This is a genomic window from Variovorax sp. 05L425, from assembly GCF_056397705.1.
On the sequence record NZ_JBFTNY010000011.1, the window covers coordinates 17,169 to 34,341 of the forward strand.

At 66.3% G+C, this 17,173-nt stretch carries 13 protein-coding genes; 5 read left to right on the forward strand and 8 right to left on the reverse strand.

The annotated features are described in order from the left end of the window. The first annotated feature begins 11 nt into the window (after positions 1 to 11). The 4 genes from AC1DN9_RS14195 to AC1DN9_RS14210 are packed head-to-tail and all read left to right on the forward strand — an operon-like array spanning position 12 to position 4,814. Complete coding sequence (locus tag AC1DN9_RS14195; protein ID WP_478101170.1) at positions 12 to 1,538, forward strand: ABC transporter ATP-binding protein; 1,527 nt, start codon at positions 12 to 14, stop codon at positions 1,536 to 1,538. Next, positions 1,535 to 2,596: an ABC transporter permease gene (locus AC1DN9_RS14200; protein ID WP_478101172.1), complete on the forward strand. Its 1,062-nt coding sequence runs from the start codon at positions 1,535 to 1,537 to the stop codon at positions 2,594 to 2,596. Before AC1DN9_RS14195 ends, AC1DN9_RS14200 begins: the two co-directional genes overlap by 4 nt. Continuing rightward, positions 2,593 to 3,516: an ABC transporter permease gene (locus AC1DN9_RS14205; RefSeq protein WP_478101174.1), complete on the forward strand. Its 924-nt coding sequence runs from the start codon at positions 2,593 to 2,595 to the stop codon at positions 3,514 to 3,516. Before AC1DN9_RS14200 ends, AC1DN9_RS14205 begins: the two co-directional genes overlap by 4 nt. Then, positions 3,516 to 4,814 (forward strand): amidohydrolase family protein, encoded by a 1,299-nt coding sequence (locus tag AC1DN9_RS14210; protein WP_478101176.1) that lies wholly within the window; start codon positions 3,516 to 3,518, stop codon positions 4,812 to 4,814. Before AC1DN9_RS14205 ends, AC1DN9_RS14210 begins: the two co-directional genes overlap by 1 nt. On the opposite strand, the gene AC1DN9_RS14215 is transcribed toward AC1DN9_RS14210, so the two are convergent. The 5 genes from AC1DN9_RS14215 to AC1DN9_RS14235 are packed head-to-tail and all read right to left on the reverse strand — an operon-like array spanning position 4,811 to position 12,738. Further along, positions 4,811 to 6,250: a heavy metal sensor histidine kinase gene (locus tag AC1DN9_RS14215; protein WP_478101178.1), complete on the reverse strand. Its 1,440-nt coding sequence runs from the start codon at positions 6,248 to 6,250 to the stop codon at positions 4,811 to 4,813. The genes AC1DN9_RS14210 and AC1DN9_RS14215 overlap by 4 nt on opposite strands. Further along, complete coding sequence (locus AC1DN9_RS14220) at positions 6,247 to 6,933, reverse strand: heavy metal response regulator transcription factor (protein WP_478101180.1); 687 nt, start codon at positions 6,931 to 6,933, stop codon at positions 6,247 to 6,249. The genes AC1DN9_RS14215 and AC1DN9_RS14220 overlap by 4 nt, the downstream gene beginning before the upstream one ends. After that, on the reverse strand, positions 6,930 to 10,094 hold the full coding sequence (locus tag AC1DN9_RS14225) for an efflux RND transporter permease subunit (protein WP_478101182.1): 3,165 nt from the start codon (positions 10,092 to 10,094) through the stop codon (positions 6,930 to 6,932). The genes AC1DN9_RS14220 and AC1DN9_RS14225 overlap by 4 nt, the downstream gene beginning before the upstream one ends. After that, the gene (locus tag AC1DN9_RS14230) at positions 10,091 to 11,281 is read right to left on the reverse strand and encodes an efflux RND transporter periplasmic adaptor subunit (protein ID WP_478101184.1); all 1,191 of its coding nucleotides are present in this window, start codon (positions 11,279 to 11,281) and stop codon (positions 10,091 to 10,093) included. The genes AC1DN9_RS14225 and AC1DN9_RS14230 overlap by 4 nt, the downstream gene beginning before the upstream one ends. 5 nt (positions 11,282 to 11,286) lie before the next feature. After that, positions 11,287 to 12,738 carry an efflux transporter outer membrane subunit gene (locus AC1DN9_RS14235; protein WP_478101185.1) on the reverse strand — a complete coding sequence of 484 codons (1,452 nt, stop codon included), beginning with the start codon at positions 12,736 to 12,738 and terminating at the stop codon, positions 11,287 to 11,289. A gap of 219 nt (positions 12,739 to 12,957) precedes the next feature. Here AC1DN9_RS14235 and AC1DN9_RS14240 point away from each other — a divergent pair, with 219 nt between their 5' ends. Then, on the forward strand, positions 12,958 to 13,611 hold the full coding sequence (locus tag AC1DN9_RS14240) for a redoxin domain-containing protein (protein WP_478101187.1): 654 nt from the start codon (positions 12,958 to 12,960) through the stop codon (positions 13,609 to 13,611). Between the two features lie 4 nt (positions 13,612 to 13,615). On the opposite strand, the gene AC1DN9_RS14245 is transcribed toward AC1DN9_RS14240, so the two are convergent. The 3 genes from AC1DN9_RS14245 to cls are packed head-to-tail and all read right to left on the reverse strand — an operon-like array spanning position 13,616 to position 17,048. After that, positions 13,616 to 14,143, reverse strand: a complete 528-nt coding sequence (locus tag AC1DN9_RS14245; protein ID WP_478101189.1) for an N-acetyltransferase family protein — start codon at positions 14,141 to 14,143, stop codon at positions 13,616 to 13,618. A gap of 8 nt (positions 14,144 to 14,151) precedes the next feature. Then, on the reverse strand, positions 14,152 to 15,594 hold the full coding sequence (gene sbcB / locus AC1DN9_RS14250; RefSeq protein ID WP_478101190.1) for an exodeoxyribonuclease I: 1,443 nt from the start codon (positions 15,592 to 15,594) through the stop codon (positions 14,152 to 14,154). Continuing rightward, entirely contained in the window at positions 15,591 to 17,048 is a 1,458-nt protein-coding gene (gene cls, locus AC1DN9_RS14255; RefSeq protein ID WP_478101191.1) for a cardiolipin synthase, read from the reverse strand. Before cls ends, sbcB begins: the two co-directional genes overlap by 4 nt. Positions 17,049 to 17,173: the final 125 nt, after the last annotated feature.

Here is a 17,173-nt window from a genome sequence, read left to right on the forward strand (position 1 = left end):
GGAAGCCGCCGGTGACAGTCCTGTCCCTGCGCGGCATCACCAAGCGCTTTGGTGCGCTGGTGGCCAACGACGACATCTCGCTCGACCTCCAGGCTGGAGAGGTGCTGGCGTTGCTGGGCGAAAACGGTGCGGGCAAGTCGACGCTGATGTCCATCCTTTTCGGCCACTACGTGGCCGACGAAGGCAGCATCGAGGTGTTCGGCCGACCGCTCGCAGCAGGCAACCCGAAAGCCGCGCTGGCTGCAGGCATCGGCATGGTGCATCAGCATTTCACGCTGGCCGACAACCTCAGCGTGCTCGACAACGTGTTGATGGGCACCGAGCCGCTGTGGCAGCCCTTCTCCGCGCGCAGTGCCGCACGCGCACGGCTGCTGGATGTGGCGCAGCGCTTCGGCCTTGCGGTCCAGCCGGACGCGATGGTGGGCAGCCTGTCGGTCGGCGAGCGGCAGCGGGTCGAGATCGTGAAGGCGCTCTACCGCGATGCACGCATCCTGATCCTCGACGAACCGACCGCCGTGCTCACGCCGCAGGAGAGCGAGGCGCTTTTCAATACCCTGGCGCAGATGGTGGCGCAGGGGCTGTCGATCATCTTCATCAGCCACAAGCTCGCCGAAGTACTGCGGGTGTCGCATCGTGTCGCGGTGCTGCGCGGCGGCAAGCTGGTGGCCGAAGCGCGCACCAACGAAACCACGCAGGCGCAGCTTGCTCTTTGGATGGTCGGGCATGCGATCGAGGGCACGGTGCGGCGCCCTGCGCAACGCGTCGGCGATGCGGTCTGTGTGCTCGACCATGTTGGCACTGGCGGCGACGGGCATGATCGCCTGCACGATGTGACGCTCACGCTCCGGGCCGGCGAGATCACCGCCATCGCGGGTGTTTCGGGCAACGGGCAGGTGGCGCTCGCGGAGCTTCTGAGCGGCACCCGGCGCGCGACGGCCGGTACGGTCAAGCTGATGGGGCGCGCGCTGCCCGCCTCGCCTGCCCGACTGGTGCATCGCGGTGTCGCGCGCATTCCTGAAGACCGGCATGGCATCGGCGTGGTGGGCGATCTGCCGGTGTGGGAAAACGCCGTGTCGGAACGCCTGCGCGGACGCGCTTTTTCGCGCTGGCTATGGGTCCGGCGCGCAGCCGCGAAGGACCACGCGCGCAGTGTCGAGAAGGCCTACGACGTACGCGGCGGCGGACTCGATTCGCCCGCACGGTCGCTTTCGGGCGGCAACATGCAGAAACTGATCCTGGGTCGCGCATTGCTGGCGCCCGCGTCGGCCAGTGCGCAGAGCCGGGTCGCGCGACTCATCGTGGCGCATCAGCCGACATGGGGGCTGGACATCGGCGCCGTCGCGTATGTACAGCAGCAGTTGATCGCGGCGCGCGATGCCGGCGCTGCGGTGCTCCTGATTTCGGACGATCTCGACGAGGTGCTGACGCTCGGCGACCGCGTTGCCGTCATGCATGGCGGACAACTCGGCGAGCCCCGCGCGGCTTCGTCCTGGACGCGCGAGGCGATCGGGCTGGCGATGGCGGGGACGCCGGCATGAGGCTCGAGCGACGCACCAGAACTTCGCGCACGGCGCTGGTACTCGCACCATTCGGCGCCGTCGCGTTCACGCTGCTCGTGAGCGCGCTGCTCGTGCTCTGGGCCGGCGCGCCCGTCGGCCGCACGTATGCGTTGCTGCTGCAAGGCGGCTTCGGCTCGGTCTTCGCGTGGAGCGAGACGCTGACCCGCGCCATTCCGCTGATCCTGACCGGGCTGGCGGCGACTGTGGCGTTCAAGGCGCGGCTGTTCAACATCGGCGCTGAAGGCCAGCTCTACGCGGGCGCACTGGCCGCCGTCGCCGTGGGCGGCCTGCATGGCGGCACCGGATTCGATCTGCCCACTTGGCTTCTGTTTCCGCTGATGATGCTGGCCGCCGCGACGGCGGGCGCCCTGCTGCTGCTCGGCCCCGCACTCATGAAGAACAAGCTGGGCGTGGACGAAGTCGTGACAACGCTGCTGATCAACTTCATCGTGCTGCTCGGCGTATCGGCCATGCTGGACGGGCCGATGAAGGACCCCAGCGCGATGGGATGGCCGCAGAGCGTTTCGCTGCAACCGGATCTGGAGCTCGGCAAGCTGATCGCGCAGACCCGCGTCCATACCGGCCTGCTGTGGGCCGGCGCGCTGGCCGTGCTCGTCTGGGTGCTCTTCAAGTACACGGTGATCGGCTTCGATATTCGCGCCGTCGGTGCGAACGCGCGGGCTGCGGAGTTCGCGGGCGTGCCGGTCACCCGCACGGTGGTGCTGGTCGCGCTGCTGTCCGGCGCGCTGGCCGGGCTGGCGGGTGCGATCGAGGTGGCCGGCCGCACGAGCTATGTCACGCTGGACATGTCACCGGGCTATGGCTACAGCGGCATCGTGATCGCGATGCTGGCGGGGCTCCATCCACTGGGCGTGCTGGCCGCGGCGGTGTTCGTGGCAGGCGTGCTGGTCGGTGCGGACACGATGAGCCGCGCGATCGGCGTGCCCACCTACATCGCGGACGTGATCGTCGCGGCCTCGCTGATCGCCGTGCTGGTGGCGACCTTGCTCACTCAATACCGGATGCGCTGGAAATGAGCGACGTGCTCGACATCCTTTCGAACGCCGCCTTCTGGGTGGCGGTGCTGCGCATTGCCACGCCGCTGATTTTCGGCACGCTGGGCGTGCTCCTGTGCGAGCGGGCGGGCGTGCTGAACCTCGGCATCGAGGGCATCATGGTCGCGGGCGCCTTCGCGGGTTGGCTGGCGGTGTATGCCGGTGCGCCGCTGTGGGTGGGCGTCGGCGTGGCGGCGCTCACGGGCGCAGTTTTTGGGCTGTTGCATGCGTTTCTCACCGTGGGGCTGGCGTTGTCGCAGCACGTCTCCGGGCTGGGCATCACATTGCTCGCGACGGCATTGAGCTACTACGGCTATCGGGTGAGCTTTCCCAAGGTCAACACGCCGCCAACGGTCACGCCGTTCGCGCCCATGGAGTGGCTGCATATCCCGGTGCTTTCGGCGCAGACGCCGCTCACGCTGTTCGGGCTGCTGCTGGTGCCCGTCATCGCGTACATGCTCTATCGCACGCCCATGGGCCTGGCCGTTCGCATGGTCGGCGAGAACCCGCAGGCGGCTGAAGGCCAGGGTGTGTCGGTCGCGGCCACGCGCACAGGCGCGATCGTCGCCGGATCGGCGCTGATGGGCGTGGCTGGCTCGTTCCTCACGTTGTCGGCGTTCAACGCGTTCTTCTTCAACATGATCAACGGCCGTGGCTGGATCTGCGTGGCGCTGGTGGTGTTCGCGTCGTGGCGGCCGGGCAAGGCGCTGCTCGGTGCGCTGCTTTTTGCATTTTTCGATGCGCTTCAATTGCGGCTGCAGCAGTCGGGTGACGCCTTCCTGCCCTATCAGCTCTACTTGATGCTTCCCTATCTGCTGTCGATCCTTGCGCTGGTGCTTGTGGCTCGCAAGGCAAGCTATCCGCAGGCTTTGATGAAACCCTACAGAAAAGGAGAGCGCTGATGCTCGATCTCCTCATCCGGAACGCTGCCCTCCCCGACGGCCGCACCAACATGTCGATCGCCGTGCAGGATGGCCGCATTGCCGAAGTGACCGCCGGGCTCGACGCGCCCGCCGCGCAGAAGTTCGACGCCGGCGGCCTGCTCATGGCGCCGCACTTCGTCGACCCGCACTTTCACATGGACGCAACGCTCAGCTACGGCCTGCCGCGCGTCAACGAAAGCGGCACGCTGCTCGAAGGCATCGCACTGTGGGGCGAACTCAAGCCGCTGCTGACCGCGGATGCGCTGATCGAGCGTGCACTGGCCTACTGCGACTGGGCCGTCGCCAAGGGACTGCTCGCCATCCGCAGCCACGTGGACACCAGCGACCCGAGCCTGCTCGCGGTCGACGCACTGCTCGAAGTCAAGCGGAAAGTGGCACCCTACCTCGACCTGCAACTCGTCGCCTTTCCGCAGGACGGCGTGCTGCGCACGCCCGGGGGCGTCGACAACCTGAAGCGTGCACTCGACAAGGGCGTCGACGTGGTCGGCGGCATTCCTCATTTCGAGCGCACCATGGCCGACGGCGCTGCCAGCGTGAAGCTGCTGTGCGAAATCGCTGCAGAGCGCGGCAAGCTGGTCGACATGCATTGCGACGAGTCCGACGATCCGCTGTCGCGCCACATCGAGACCCTGGCCTTCGAGGCGCAGCGCCTCGGTCTGCAAGGTCGGGTGACGGGCTCGCACTGCACCTCGATGCACTCGATGGACAACTACTACGTGAGCAAGCTGCTGCCGCTCATTGCCGAAGGCGGCGTCAGCGTGATCGCGAATCCGCTCATCAACATCACCTTGCAGGGCCGGCACGACACCTACCCCAAGCGCCGCGGCATGACGCGCGTGCCCGAACTGATGGCCGCGGGCGTCAACGTCGCATTCGGCCACGACTGCGTGATGGATCCGTGGTACGGCATGGGGTCGGGCGACATGCTGGAGGTCGCTCACATGGGCCTGCACGTGGCGCAGATGACCAGCCAGCGCGGCATCCGGCAGTGCTTCGATGCAGTCACCGTCAATGCCGCCAAGGTGTTTCATCTCGAAGGCTATGGGCTCGAGGCGGGATGCGATGCGAGCTTCGTGCTGCTGCAGGCGCGCGATCCTGTCGAGGCGATCCGCCTTCGCGCGACGCGGCTCAAGGTCTATCGCAAGGGACAACTGGTGGCGGAAACGCCGGCCGCCACGGCGACACTGCACCTACCCGGACGAGAATTCGAAACGTCCTGGATGCCCCAGTCCAGAAACCCCGCGGAACCGGCTTAGCCGGGCCGCTGGGGTTGCCCCCGGAAGGGGGTGCCCGAGCCACACGAAGTGGGCGAGGCTGGGGGCGAGCCCATTCCGACGCTGAAGCCGACCGTCGTGATGCCGTCGTCCGATCGCGCAAACACGGTTCCGTTGTGCATCACCGCGACCGCCTTGACGATCGACAAGCCGAGCCCGTGGTTCTCGCCGCTGTTGCGGCGCGAGGTGTCGACGCGGTAGAAGCGGTCGAACAGCCGCGGCAGCTGGTCTGCCCCGATCGGCGGGCTGGGGTTCGAAAAACTCACCTGCGCCGAGTGATCGTGCTGCCCGATCTGCACGACCACTTGGGTGCCAGGACGCGAATGCTGGATTGCGTTCTGCAGCAGATTGGTGAGCGCGCGCCGGAACAACGATTTCTCGATGGGCGCCACGGCGTCGCCCTCGACCTGCACCGTCATGCCGGCCTCATCAAGCAACATGTCGAGAAACTCGACCGTCTTGCCCACCTCCTGCGCGATCGACGATTCGACGAGACCGCGCGCGCGAACGCCCTGCTCCGCGCGGGCCAGGAAGAGCATGTCGGCGACGATGGCCCGCAGGCGCTCCAGCTCTTCGAGGTTCGATTGCAGCACCTCGCGCAACTCGGCGGCATTGCGCTCGCGTGCCAGCGCCACCTGCGTCTGGCCGATCAGGTTCGCGAGCGGCGTGCGCAACTCGTGCGCGACGTCGTCGCTGAAGGTCGCCAGTTGCCGGTAGGCTGCATCGAGGCGATCCAGCGCGGCATTGAATGAACCGCCGAGCTTTGCCAACTCGCGCGGGAGGGCCGGCAATTGCAGGCGCTGGGCGCGGTTGTCGGGCCCGATCTGCTGGGCGTCGGCCGACAGCCTCTCCACCGGGCCAAGCCCGATCCGGGCGATCCAGTAGCCGAGCGCCGCGGACAACGCCGTGCCGGCCAGCGTCAGCATTGCGAGCGCCGTCTCGAACGTGCGCAGCGTGCCGCGGAACGGCGCCGCGTCGACCCCCGCGATGAATCGCACCGCCGGCCTGGCTGCCGTCGCGGGGAGCACCATCCCGTGCACGCGGATGCGCTGGAGTTCCTGTGACTCGCCCGTGCGAAGCTGAACGGTGTCCTGCCCCGCATCCACCGCCTTGACGACCTCATCCAGATCGTCGCCGTAGCGGAACGCCGGGTCTTCACTCCACATCCACGAACGCGTGCGCGGATCGTCAGCACTCAGGGTGTCCAGCTTCTCGCGGATGCGCTCGCCGAGATTGACCGCCCGGCCGTGCTGCAGCATGTACGACATGTCTTCGAGCCGCGCGTCGACCTGCGCCTGCTGATGGCGCGCGAGCTCGTTCGAGAGCACGCGGTGCAGCGCACCGCCCAACAGCGCGAACCCCGCCAGTGCCGCGGCGGCGAACATCAGCGCCAGCCGCGTGGCGATCGAATTTCTCATTCCGACTCCCGGCCGCCGCGGTCTTCCAGGACATAACCCATGCCCCGGATGGTGTGCAGCAAGCTGTGACCGAAGGGTGCATCGATTTTGGCGCGCAGGCGCTTGATGGCCACTTCGACCACGTTGGTGTTGCTGTCGAAATTCATGTCCCACACCAGTTCGGCGATCACAGTCTTGGACAGGATCTCGCCCTGCCGGCGCGCCAGCACCGCAAGCAGCGCGAATTCCTTGGCCGTGAGATCGATGCGCTGTTCCCGCCGGAACGCCTTGCGGCTGAGCAGATCGACGCGCAGGTCGCCGACGCGCAACAGCGTCGATTCATGGGTGCGTCCACGCCGCGTGAGCGCCTGAAGGCGCGCCAGAAGCTCGAGAAACGAAAAAGGCTTGACCAGGTAGTCGTCCGCGCCGTCCTGAAGGCCGCGCACGCGGTCGGCGACGCCATCGCGCGCCGTGAGCATGATGACGGGCGTGTTCTTGACGCTGCGCAGCGACTTCAGCACCGAAAAGCCGTCCAGTCCCGGCAGCATCACATCGAGCACGATGACGTCGAAGTCGTAGTGCAAGGCCATATGCTGGCCGTCGATACCGTCGAAGGCGAGGTCCACGGCACAGCCTTGCTCGGTCAACCCCTGGTAGAGGTAGTCCGCCGTCTTGCGCTCGTCTTCGACGATCAGCACTTTCATTCCGCGATGGCTCCTGCCGGTGTGTCAGGGATGGCTTGCTGGCTGCGCGCGGCCTTGCGGCGCACATACCAGTGGTGGGCGCGGTCGAGATAGAGGTAGATGACCGGCGTCGTGAAGAGCGTGAGCATCTGGGAGAGTATCAGTCCACCCACCATGGCGTAGCCCAGCGGGCGGCGCAGTTCGGAGCCGGAGCCATGGCCCAGCATGAGCGGCAGGCCGCTCAGCAGCGCGCACATGGTGGTCATCATGATGGGCCGGAAACGAAGGATGCAGGCCTCGTAGATGGCGTCGCCCGGCGACATGCCCTTGTCACGCTCGGCGTGCAGGGCAAAGTCCACCATCATGATGCCGTTCTTTTTCACGATGCCGATCAACAGAATGATCCCGATCAGCGCAATCACGCTCAGATCGTAACCGCCGACCATCAGGATCAGCAAAGCGCCCACGCCGGCCGACGGCAGCGTCGAGAGAATCGTCAGCGGGTGGATGTAGCTCTCGTAGAGCAGCCCCAGCACGATGTACACCGAGATCAGCGCGGCCAGGATGAGGTACGGCTGCGTCCGCAGCGAATCGCCGAACGCCTGCGCCGTGCCCTGGAAGGTGCCGCTCAGCGTGGCGGGCACGCCCATCTGCGCCTGCGCCGCGTTGATCGCGTTCACTGCCTGGCCGAGCGACGTGCCAGCCTTGAGGTTGAACGAGATCGTCACGGCCGGGAACTGGCCCTGGTGGTTGATGGCGAGATAGCCGGTCTTGCTGGTGTCCAGCTTGACGAAGGTCGACAGCGGAATCTGCTGGCCGTTGATCGGCGAAGTCAGGTACAGGTGATCGAACAGTGTCGGATCGCGCTGAAGCTCCGGCGTGACTTCGAGCACCACGTTGTAGCTGTTGAGTTGCGTGAAGTACTGCGCCACCTGCCGCTGCCCGATGGCATCGTAGATCGTGGCGTCGACCATCGCCGGGGTGATGCCGTAGCTCGACGCGCGCTGGCGGTCGATGGTGACCATCGCCGTGGGCGCGGCATTCTGCTGGTCCGAGGTCACGTCCGTGAGCTCCGGCAACTGACGCAGCCGGGTGAGCAGCTTGGGCGCCCAGGTGTTGAGCTCGTCCAGGTTCGAGTCTTGCAGCGTGTATTGGTACTGCGTTCGCGAGAGACGCCCGCCGACGTTGATGTCCTGCCCGGCCTGCATGAACAGCGTGATGCCCTGCACCGGCGCCAGCTTCGGCCGCAGCCGCCCGATGATTTCGTCGGCACTGGCAGTGCGGCCTTCGTCCTTGGGTCGCAGGCCGATGAAGAAATTGCCGGAATTGAAGGTGCTCGCGCCGGCCTGCATGCCGAAGCTTGCCACGTCGGGGTCGTCGCGAATGATGTCCGCGAGCTTGAGCATGCGGTCGTGCATCGCCTGCGACGACGAATCCTGCGCCGAGTCGGCCGAGCCGAAGATGAAGCCCGTGTCCTGCTGCGGGAAGAAACCCTTGGGGATGGTGATGAACAGGGCCACGGTCGCCGCCACCGTGATCAGGAAGCTCATCAGCGTGATGAACGGATGCCGCAGCACCACCTTCAGGCCGCGCTTGTAACCGTTCAGCATGGCGTCGAAACCGCGCTCGAACCAGAGGTACATCTTTCCGTGCTTCTCGTTGGCGGTATGCGGCTTGAGGAAGCGCGCGCACAGCATCGGCGTGAGCGTCAGCGAGATCAGGACGGACACCGCAATGGTGAGCGTCACAGTCACCGCGAACTCCCGGAACAGGCGCCCCACGATGCCGCCCATGAGCAGCAGCGGAATGAACACCGCCACCAGCGACACCGAGATCGAGATGATGGTGAAGCCGATCTCGCTGGACCCCTTCAGCGCCGCCTCCATGGGCGACATGCCTTCCTCGATGTGTCGGTAGATGTTCTCCAGCATCACGATGGCATCGTCCACCACGAAGCCGACCGCAATGGTCAGCGCCATGAGCGAGAGGTTGTCGAGGCTGTAGCCCACGACGTACATCACCGCCGCCGTGCCCAGCAGCGCGAGCGGCACCGTCAGGCTCGGAATCACCGTGACGGTGAGGTTGCGCAGGAACACGAAGATCACCGCCACCACCAGCGCGATCGACAGCAGCAGCGTGAACTCCACGTCCTTGACCGACGCGCGAATGGTCTGCGTACGGTCGATGAGCGTATTGACGGTCACGCTCGGCGGAATGGCGGCCTTGAGCTTGGGCAGCGCGGCCTGGATGCGGTCGACCGTCTCGATCACATTGGCACCGGGTTGCTTGGTGATGGCCAGCATGATCGCGCGGCCGTCGCTGATGTCGCTGCCGTCGTGCGCGGCCTTGCCCGCGTAGCCCCAGGCCGCGACCTTCGCGTTTTCCGGGCCGTCGACGGCGACCCCCACATCGCGCACGCGAATGGGCGCGCCGTTGCGCCACGCGAGCACCATGTCGTTCCATGGCGCCGCCTTGAGCAACTGGTCGTTGGTGTAGACGTTGAATGCCTGCCGGTCGCCGTCTAGCGTGCCGGTCGGCTGGCTTACCGTGGTGTTGGCAATCACGCCACGCACGTCCTCCAGGCTCAGGCCCACCGCCTTGAGCTTGGCCGGGTCGATCTGGACGCGAACCGCCGGCTTCTGCACGCCAAAAATGTTGACCAACCCCACGCCGGAGATGCGCGAGATCTGCTGGGCCAACACGTTGTCGGCGTAGTCGTTGACCTGGATCAACGGCAGCACCTTGGACTGCACGCCGAGGATCAGCACCGACGAGTCGGCCGGATTGATCTTGCGGAAGCTCGGCGGGCTCGGCAGGTTCTGCGGCAACTGGCCGCCGGCCGAGTTGATCGCGGACTGCACGTCGAGCGCTGCCGCATCGATATTGCGGTCGAGATCGAACTGCAGCGTGACCTGCGAGAGGCCGAGCGAGCTGCTCGACGTCATCTGGGTCAGCCCCGGGATCAGCGAGAACTGCCGCTCAAGCGGCTGCGCGACGTTCGCGGCCATTGTTTCCGGACTCGCCCCCGGGAACCGGCCCGTGACCTGGATCGTCGGAAAGTCGACCTGCGGCAGCGGCGCCACCGGCAGCATCGGCCACGCGACAAGGCCGATCAGCAGCAACGCCGCGGCGAGCAGCGAGGTGCCGATCGGGCGCTTGATGAAGGCGGAGGAAATGCTCAAGACTGACCTCCATCCACGGTCGCAAATTGCGCCTTGCTCTGCTTCTCGACGATGCGCGCGCCGGGGGTCAAGCGGTACTGGCCGTCCGTCACCACGCGATCACCGGCCGCCAGGCCCTTGACGATCACGGCCTTGCCGTCGACGGTGTCGGCCACTTCGATGGGCTGCACGCGCACCTTGTCGTCCGGCCCGACCACGTAGGCGAAAAAGCCGTCCTGGCTGCGCTGCACCACCGCCGACGGCACCGTGAGCGCATCGGAACGCTCGCCGAGCACGACACGCGCGTCGACCGACTGGCCCGGCCACAGTTTGTGCTCGGCATTCGTGAACTGTCCCTTGAGCGAAATCGTGCCGGTGGTGGTGTCGATCTGGTTGTTCAGCAGCACCAGCTTGCCGGTCGCGAGCACTTCGCGCGTATCGCGGTCGATGGCCTCGACCTGCAGCGGCTCGTGCGTGGCGTTCAACGCCCGGTTCACGGCCTGGAAGCTGCTCTCGGGCAGGGTGAACTGCACCGCGATGGGGTCGATCTGATTGATGACCAGCAGGCCGTTCGCATCCGTCGCGTGCACGATGTTGCCGGGGTCGACGAGCCGGGCACCCACGCGCCCGCTGATCGGCGCGGTGATGGTGGTGAAGCCGAGCTGTACCTGCGCGAGATGGATCTGCGCGTCGTCGCTCTTGATCGCCGCCTGGAGTTGATTGACCAGCGCGCGCTGCGTGTCCAGCGTCTGTTGGGTGGTCGCGTCTTCCTTGATGAGGTCGCCATAGCGCTGGAGGTCGGACCTCGCGTTGGCGAGTTGCGCCTCGTCCTTGGCTTTCTGCGCCAGGCTTTGTTCGAGTTGCGCCTGGAAGGTGCGGGGATCGATGCGAACCAGCACCTGACCGGCCTTGACGTCCTGCCCTTCCTTGAAATCCACGCTGTCGAGCTGACCGTCGATGCGCGGGCGCACAGTGACCGATGCGACCGTCATGACCGTGCCCACACCGGTGCGGGCGATCGGGATGGTTTCCTGCACCACGCGGGCGGTCGTCGCGGGGACCGACGGCGGCCCGGCTGTGGGCGCAGGGGCCGGCGACCACACCTTGCGCCATGCGCCGGTGGCGAAGACCAGAACGACAATCAGCGCAATGGCGCCGGCAATCAACCAGCGTTTGCCCTGGCGGGGGGTCGATGCAGAGGTGTCCATCTTGTTCATTTGTCTGTCGAGGCCACGGGGCCGGTTGCGCCGGGGCTGGCGCCTGTGCTGGCCTGCAGTTGGCTGGTGTTCCAGCCGCCGCCAACGGCCTTGATCAGCCCGACGCTGGCGGCAAATTGGCGGCCTTGCAATTGCAGGGCCGTGCGTTCGTTCGATAGCGCAAGCGCTTGCGCGGTGATCACTGCGAGGTACGGCGTCGTGCCGGCGCGGAACTGGGTCAGCGTCACCCGTTCGGCGTTGCGCGCCGAAGCGACCGCGCCTTCCTGCACGCCGCGCTCCTGGGCCAGGAGGTTGAGCGAGGCCAGGTTGTCCTCGACCTCCTGGAAGCCACCCAGCACGGTCTGCCGGTACGTGGCGGCGGAGGCATCGAAAACGGCGCGCGCCTGGGCGACCTGCGATTCGCGCAGACCGCCGTCGAAAATCGGACCGGCCAGTGCGGCGCCGAGCGCCCAGACACGATCAGGCGTCGAAAGCCAGCTGCCAAAACCTGCCCCGCTGAATCCGCCTGCGGCGGTGAGCGCCAGCGTGGGATAGCGCGCAGCTTGCGCAACGCCGATGCCTGCGTTGGCGGAGGCGACGCGCCGTTCGGCGGCGGCAATGTCGGGGCGGCGTTCCAGCAGTTCCGACGGCAGGACCGTCGGCACTGGCGGTTGGGTGAGCGCCAGTGCATCGGGCGGAATGGAAAGCTGCGATGGCGTCTTGCCTAGCAGCACCGCGATCGCGTGCTCGGCCTGCCGGCGCGCGATCTCGATGTCGATCGCCTGCGCCTGCGTCGACTGCAAGGTGGTGTTGGCAAGATCCACGTCAGCACGCGTCGCCACGCCGGCGCGGTACTGGCTCTGCGTGATCTGCAACGACTTCTGGTAGGCCTCGACCGTACGCGTGAACAACTGCTGCTGTGTGTCGGCCACCCGCAGCAGGATGTAGTCGTTGACCACCTCCGCCTGGATGGCAAGCCGGGCCGCCGCCAGATCCGCATCGCTGGCCTGGGCGCTGTCGCTGGCACCTTCGACACCGCGCCGCGCACGACCCCAGAGATCGGCCTCCCAGCCGGCCTGCAGCGCCCAGGCGTGGGAATTGCCGACCGACGGGCCGAGGACCGTCTGGCTTCGCGAGCGATCTACCGACGCGGCGCCGTTGAGCGTCGGAAACAGCGCGGACCGAGCGTTCTGGACCAGCGCTTGCGCCTCGCGGTATTGCGCCTCGGCGACGCGGATATCCTGATTGGCGCCATTGGCCTCTTCCACCAGCGCATTGAGCCGGGCGTCGCCGAAAGCGGTCCACCAGGGTTGCGAGGCATCGACGCTGGCGGGCGTCGCGGGTTTCCAATCGCCACTTTCCTTGAAGGCAGGCGCGTCGACGCCTTGTGGCGGGGAGGGCCGCTGGTAGTCGGGCCCGACGGCACAAGCCGTCAGTGACGCGGCCAGGGCCAGACACAGTATTCGCATGCCGTCGACTCTAGGTAGCAGGCCGGGACGCCAGCCTGTCGGGCAGATGACATTCCTGTCAGGCAGCGACGCCGGATTCTCCCCGTTGTTCGGACATCACGAACAGTGGGCACCCCTGGACGATCGCCATATGGCGGTTCCACCCCCAGCGTGGTAATTTGCGTTGCCGTGGATCGAGGTCGGGCCCGACCCGATCCGTTGCGCGTAGGAGGAGTCCCCATGACGGCCGCGATGATGCATCCTCTGGCGCCGGGCGACCCGGCCCCGTATTTCGAACTGCCGGCCGTGGCCGGATCCGACACCGTATCGCTGGCGGACTACACAGGGCGCAGCCCCCTGTTTCTCGCGCTGATGGTCGGCCTGTGGTGTCCGTTCTGCCGGCGGCAACTGGTCCGGCTCGGCGCTTTCGAGGACAAGCTGAAAGCGCTGGGCGTCGAAAGCCTGGCCGTGGTGGCGACGGAGCCGGAAAACGCACGACGCTATTTCAAGTTCAGGCCCACCCGGCTGCGCCTCGCAGCCGATCCCGAACTGTCCATACATCGCGCTTACGGGGTGCCGAAGCCCGAGGCGACCCCCGAATTGATCGAAGCGCTGGAAACCGTTCGCGTCAATCCCTTCGGCGACCTTCCGGAACCGCTGCCGATCTCCGAAGCCGCAAAGATCCTGGGGGAACTGGACGGCTACACCGGCACACCGACCGACCAGGGCGATGTGGAGCGGCAATGGCCGCAGTTGAAGGCGCTCTTCATGATCGACCGCGAAGGGATCGTGCGCTGGGTCGATATCGAGTGCAGTTCCGAAGGCCTGGCCGGCATCGGTAAGCTCGCGTCGGAAGACGAGATCCTCGGCGCGGCGCGCGCCTGCCTGCATTGATCCTTCAGGCCTGAGCGGCCAGGGGGCCCACTGCGCGCCACATGTGGACCTTTGACAGGAACGCATCGCCCAGGGCGACGGCGAAAGGTTCGACACCGAAGGACTGGAAGCCACAGCTTTCGTACAGCGCCTGCGCAGCGACGTTGCCTTCGGTCACGGTCAGTTGGACGACCTTGACGCCTTCCCGCGACCCAGCCTCTTCCAGGATGGCCTGCACCAAGCGGCGGCCGAACCCGCCTTGCCTCGCTACCGGCAGCACGTACATGCCAAACAAGTTCGCCTTGTGGCGCGCCTTCTCGCGCGGCTCGAATTGAAGTCCGGCGGCGCCGACAAGTCTTTCGCCATCGAACGCGCCAAGCACGACCTGATCGGCCAGCGGCGCAGGATCGAGCCGCTTCTGCCACCATGACAGCGGCAAGGCCGCGCGCTCCGCCACGCTGGAAGTGAAAGCATCGGGATGACGCTCGTAGCCCTCGAGCATCAAGGCCCGGTAGGCTTCGGCATCCGTGGGCAACAGGCGTCGTACGGTCATGGCGTCACTCAAATGGCCGGCGCGATGGCCTCGGCGTATTCGTACAAGGCGCCGAGAATCTCTTCTGCGCGCTCGTCGGCGGTTTCGGCGAGCGTGTCGATCTCGGCGAACAACTCGTCCACGTTGCGCGCCCCGCCCTCTCCTTCGAGCAATCGGGCGACGCGGTGCGCCTCCCAGCGTTCGGCTTCATCCTCGGTCAGGGTCTCGACGAAGTTGCGCGCACGGTAGCGGAAAAGCAGTTCTTCGAGGCGGGGGTCGTCAAAGCCGGTCCGCGCCTGCGCAAGTTGGACTGGCGAAAGGCTTCGCAACTGCGTCAGGCGCCGGCGGTCGCCGTTGCCGACGAAACCGCCGTAGAGATCTTCATCAACATCGGGCGCGCCCTCCTTCGGACGTTCATAGACCTGAGACCAGATGGCGCTCATGTCAGGCAGCGCGGCGGCGATCGCGGCGTTGCGCATCGCGGCTTCCATGTCGATGCCCCAGCGCATGGCCATGGCCGGTGCGAGCGTCCTGAGGTTGCCAACCACCATCGGCGACTTGTTCAGGTGCACGCCCTTGATCGGCAGCCGCGCGATGCCTTCCGGCAGAGCGGCGCTGCGCGTAAAAAGCCGAAGGCGCAGCGTTGCCACGTCGAGATCGCGCAATTCGCTCGGGTCATGGGCCAGGTCCCAGGCAAGCAGTTCGTTCCTGTTGGTCGGATGGCTTGCCAGCGGCCACATGACCGCGAGGCACCCGCGTTCGGCCGGGAACATCCCCGACACGTGCAGAAACGGCCGCGCCGTTTCCCGGGTCGCCGGCAGCCCGAGTTCACTGGCGACGCGGTCCTTGCGGTGCAAGCCGAAAGCGAAGTCGAACAGCTTGGGCTGCCTGTCGCGGATCAGTCGCGACAGCGCGATGGTGGCGCGAACATCCGACAAGGCATCGTGGGCAGATTCATGCAGCAGGCCGTTCGCGCGAGCCAGATCCTCCAGCTTGAAGCTCTGGCTGCCGTCTTCCTTCTTCGGCCATTCGATGCCGTCCGGACGCAGCGCGTAGGTCAGGCGCACGACGTCGAGCAGGTCCCACCGGCCGCAGTCGTTCTGCCACTCGCGCGCATAAGGATCGATGAGATTGCGCCAGAACAGGAAGCGCGTCACCTCGTCGTCGAAGCGGATCGTGTTGTAGCCCACGCCGATGGTGCCCGGCCGCGAGAAGGCCTGCTCGATCTGCGCTGCGAATTCATGCTCGGCAATACCGCGCTCCAGGCACTGCTGCGGCGTGATGCCGGTGATCAGGCAAGCCTCCGGGCTGGGCAGGTAGTCAGGCGCCGGCTTGCAATAGATCATCAGCGGCTCCCCGATCTCGTTGAGTTCGGCGTCGGTGCGGATCGCCGCGAACTGCGAAGGTCGATCGCGTCGGGGCACGGTGCCGAAGGTCTCGTAGTCGTGCCAAAGAAAGGTGTGAGGTGTCATAACAAGGGAGAAAACAAACGGGCCGAGGCATCGCCCAGACGACGCAGAAAACTCTGGTGTCGCTGGGCATGCACCGGGGACGCGTTGGCGAGATCCGTCTCGAACTGCGCGACCAGCGGCTTGGCGAGCGTCGGGCCGTAGATGACGGCACAGACCTCGAAGTTGAGCCGGAAGCTGCGATTGTCGAAATTGGCGGTGCCGATCATCGCGCAGTTGTTGTCCACCACCAGCGTCTTGGAGTGCAGCATGCGGGCCTTGTACTCAAAGACTTGAACGCCGGACGCGATCAGCTCGTCGTAGTACGAGCGCGCCGCCGCGCTCACAACGAGCGAATCGCTGCGCCGCGGCACCAGCAGCCGCACATCGACGCCGCGCAACGCAGCACTGGTGAGCGCCATCAGCGCAGGCTCGCCGGGCACAAAATACGGCGTGGTGAGCCAGGCCCGATGCACGGACGCGTGGATCGCCGCAATGTGCATGCGGTGGATGGGTTCGAGTGCATTGTCCGGCCCGCTGGTGATGATCTGGACGGGAATGTCGCCCATGCCTGCCTGCTGCGAGAGACGCGGCAGCAGGCTGCCGATGGCCTTGTGCATCTCGCGGGGGTTCTCGCCGGTCGCATAGGTCCAGTCCTCGATGAACGTGGTCTGCAGCCAGCGCACGGCGCTCCCCTCGATGCGCAGATGCACGTCGTGGTAAGCATCGGCACGCGTGCGGGCGTCCTCTTCATCCGTGATGTTGACGCCGCCCGTGAAGCCGACGCGGCCGTCGCAGACGACGATCTTCCGGTGAGTCCGGTAGTTGGTCACAGGCCGCAGGCGCCGGCCGATGCGCGTGTCGTGAAACAGCGCGGTGCGAATACCGGCGTCGTGCATCGGCGCCATGAACTTTTGACCGATGCGCTTCGAGCCGAGCGCATCGAGCAGCAGCCGCACCGTGACGCCCTCTCGCGCCCGCTCGATCAGCAGGTCGCGCAGCGCGGTACCGATGCTGTCAGGCTCGAAGATGTAGTACTCGAGGTGCACGTGATCGCGCGCCTGACGGATCGCCTCGAAGATCGCATCGAAGGTCCGCGCCCCGCCTGACAGCAGTTCGGCGGACGTCGCGCTCGACACCGGCAGGCCACAGGCGGCCATTCCCAGCGCCGCCATCTGCCGCAGGGAAGGCGGCGCGCGCTCGGCCGCGTCGCGCAGCATGACCATGTCGCCCGGCGCCTGCGCGATCGCCCGGTTGCGCAGCCGCTTCAGACGTTGCTTCTTCAGCCGTTGCGGCCCCAGGAAGTAGTAGATGACGAACCCCACGAACGGCAACAGCGCCAACGAGAGGATCCAGCTCATCGTCGACACCGGCGCCCGCTTCTGCATGACGATCCACACGGAAAGCACCGCGATGTAGCCGCTCCATGCAAGCGAGAGTCCGGTACGCCATTCCTGGCTGAGCTCGGGAAGAATCAAGGGAGAAGGGTTCTGAAAAAAAAGGCCAGTAGCCCGATGCTACCGACCTTTGTTCATTCACCAGAAATACCGCGGAACCGGCTTTGCCGGGCCGCTGGTATTGCCCCCGGCAGGGGGTGGGCGGC

What these genes read in the sequence shown, in the direction of transcription:
- AC1DN9_RS14200 (WP_478101172.1), top strand. Translation starts at nt 1,535, where the DNA reads ATGAGGCTCGAGCGACGCACCAGAACTTCGCGCACGGCGCTGGTACTC.
- AC1DN9_RS14205 (WP_478101174.1), top strand. Translation starts at nt 2,593, where the DNA reads ATGAGCGACGTGCTCGACATCCTTTCGAACGCCGCCTTCTGGGTGGCG.
- AC1DN9_RS14210 (WP_478101176.1), top strand. Translation starts at nt 3,516, where the DNA reads ATGCTCGATCTCCTCATCCGGAACGCTGCCCTCCCCGACGGCCGCACC.
- AC1DN9_RS14215 (WP_478101178.1), bottom strand. Translation starts at nt 6,250, where the DNA reads ATGAGAAATTCGATCGCCACGCGGCTGGCGCTGATGTTCGCCGCCGCG.
- AC1DN9_RS14220 (WP_478101180.1), bottom strand. Translation starts at nt 6,933, where the DNA reads ATGAAAGTGCTGATCGTCGAAGACGAGCGCAAGACGGCGGACTACCTC.
- AC1DN9_RS14230 (WP_478101184.1), bottom strand. Translation starts at nt 11,281, where the DNA reads ATGGACACCTCTGCATCGACCCCCCGCCAGGGCAAACGCTGGTTGATT.
- AC1DN9_RS14235 (WP_478101185.1), bottom strand. Translation starts at nt 12,738, where the DNA reads ATGCGAATACTGTGTCTGGCCCTGGCCGCGTCACTGACGGCTTGTGCC.
- AC1DN9_RS14240 (WP_478101187.1), top strand. Translation starts at nt 12,958, where the DNA reads ATGACGGCCGCGATGATGCATCCTCTGGCGCCGGGCGACCCGGCCCCG.
- AC1DN9_RS14245 (WP_478101189.1), bottom strand. Translation starts at nt 14,143, where the DNA reads ATGACCGTACGACGCCTGTTGCCCACGGATGCCGAAGCCTACCGGGCC.
- sbcB (WP_478101190.1), bottom strand. Translation starts at nt 15,594, where the DNA reads ATGACACCTCACACCTTTCTTTGGCACGACTACGAGACCTTCGGCACC.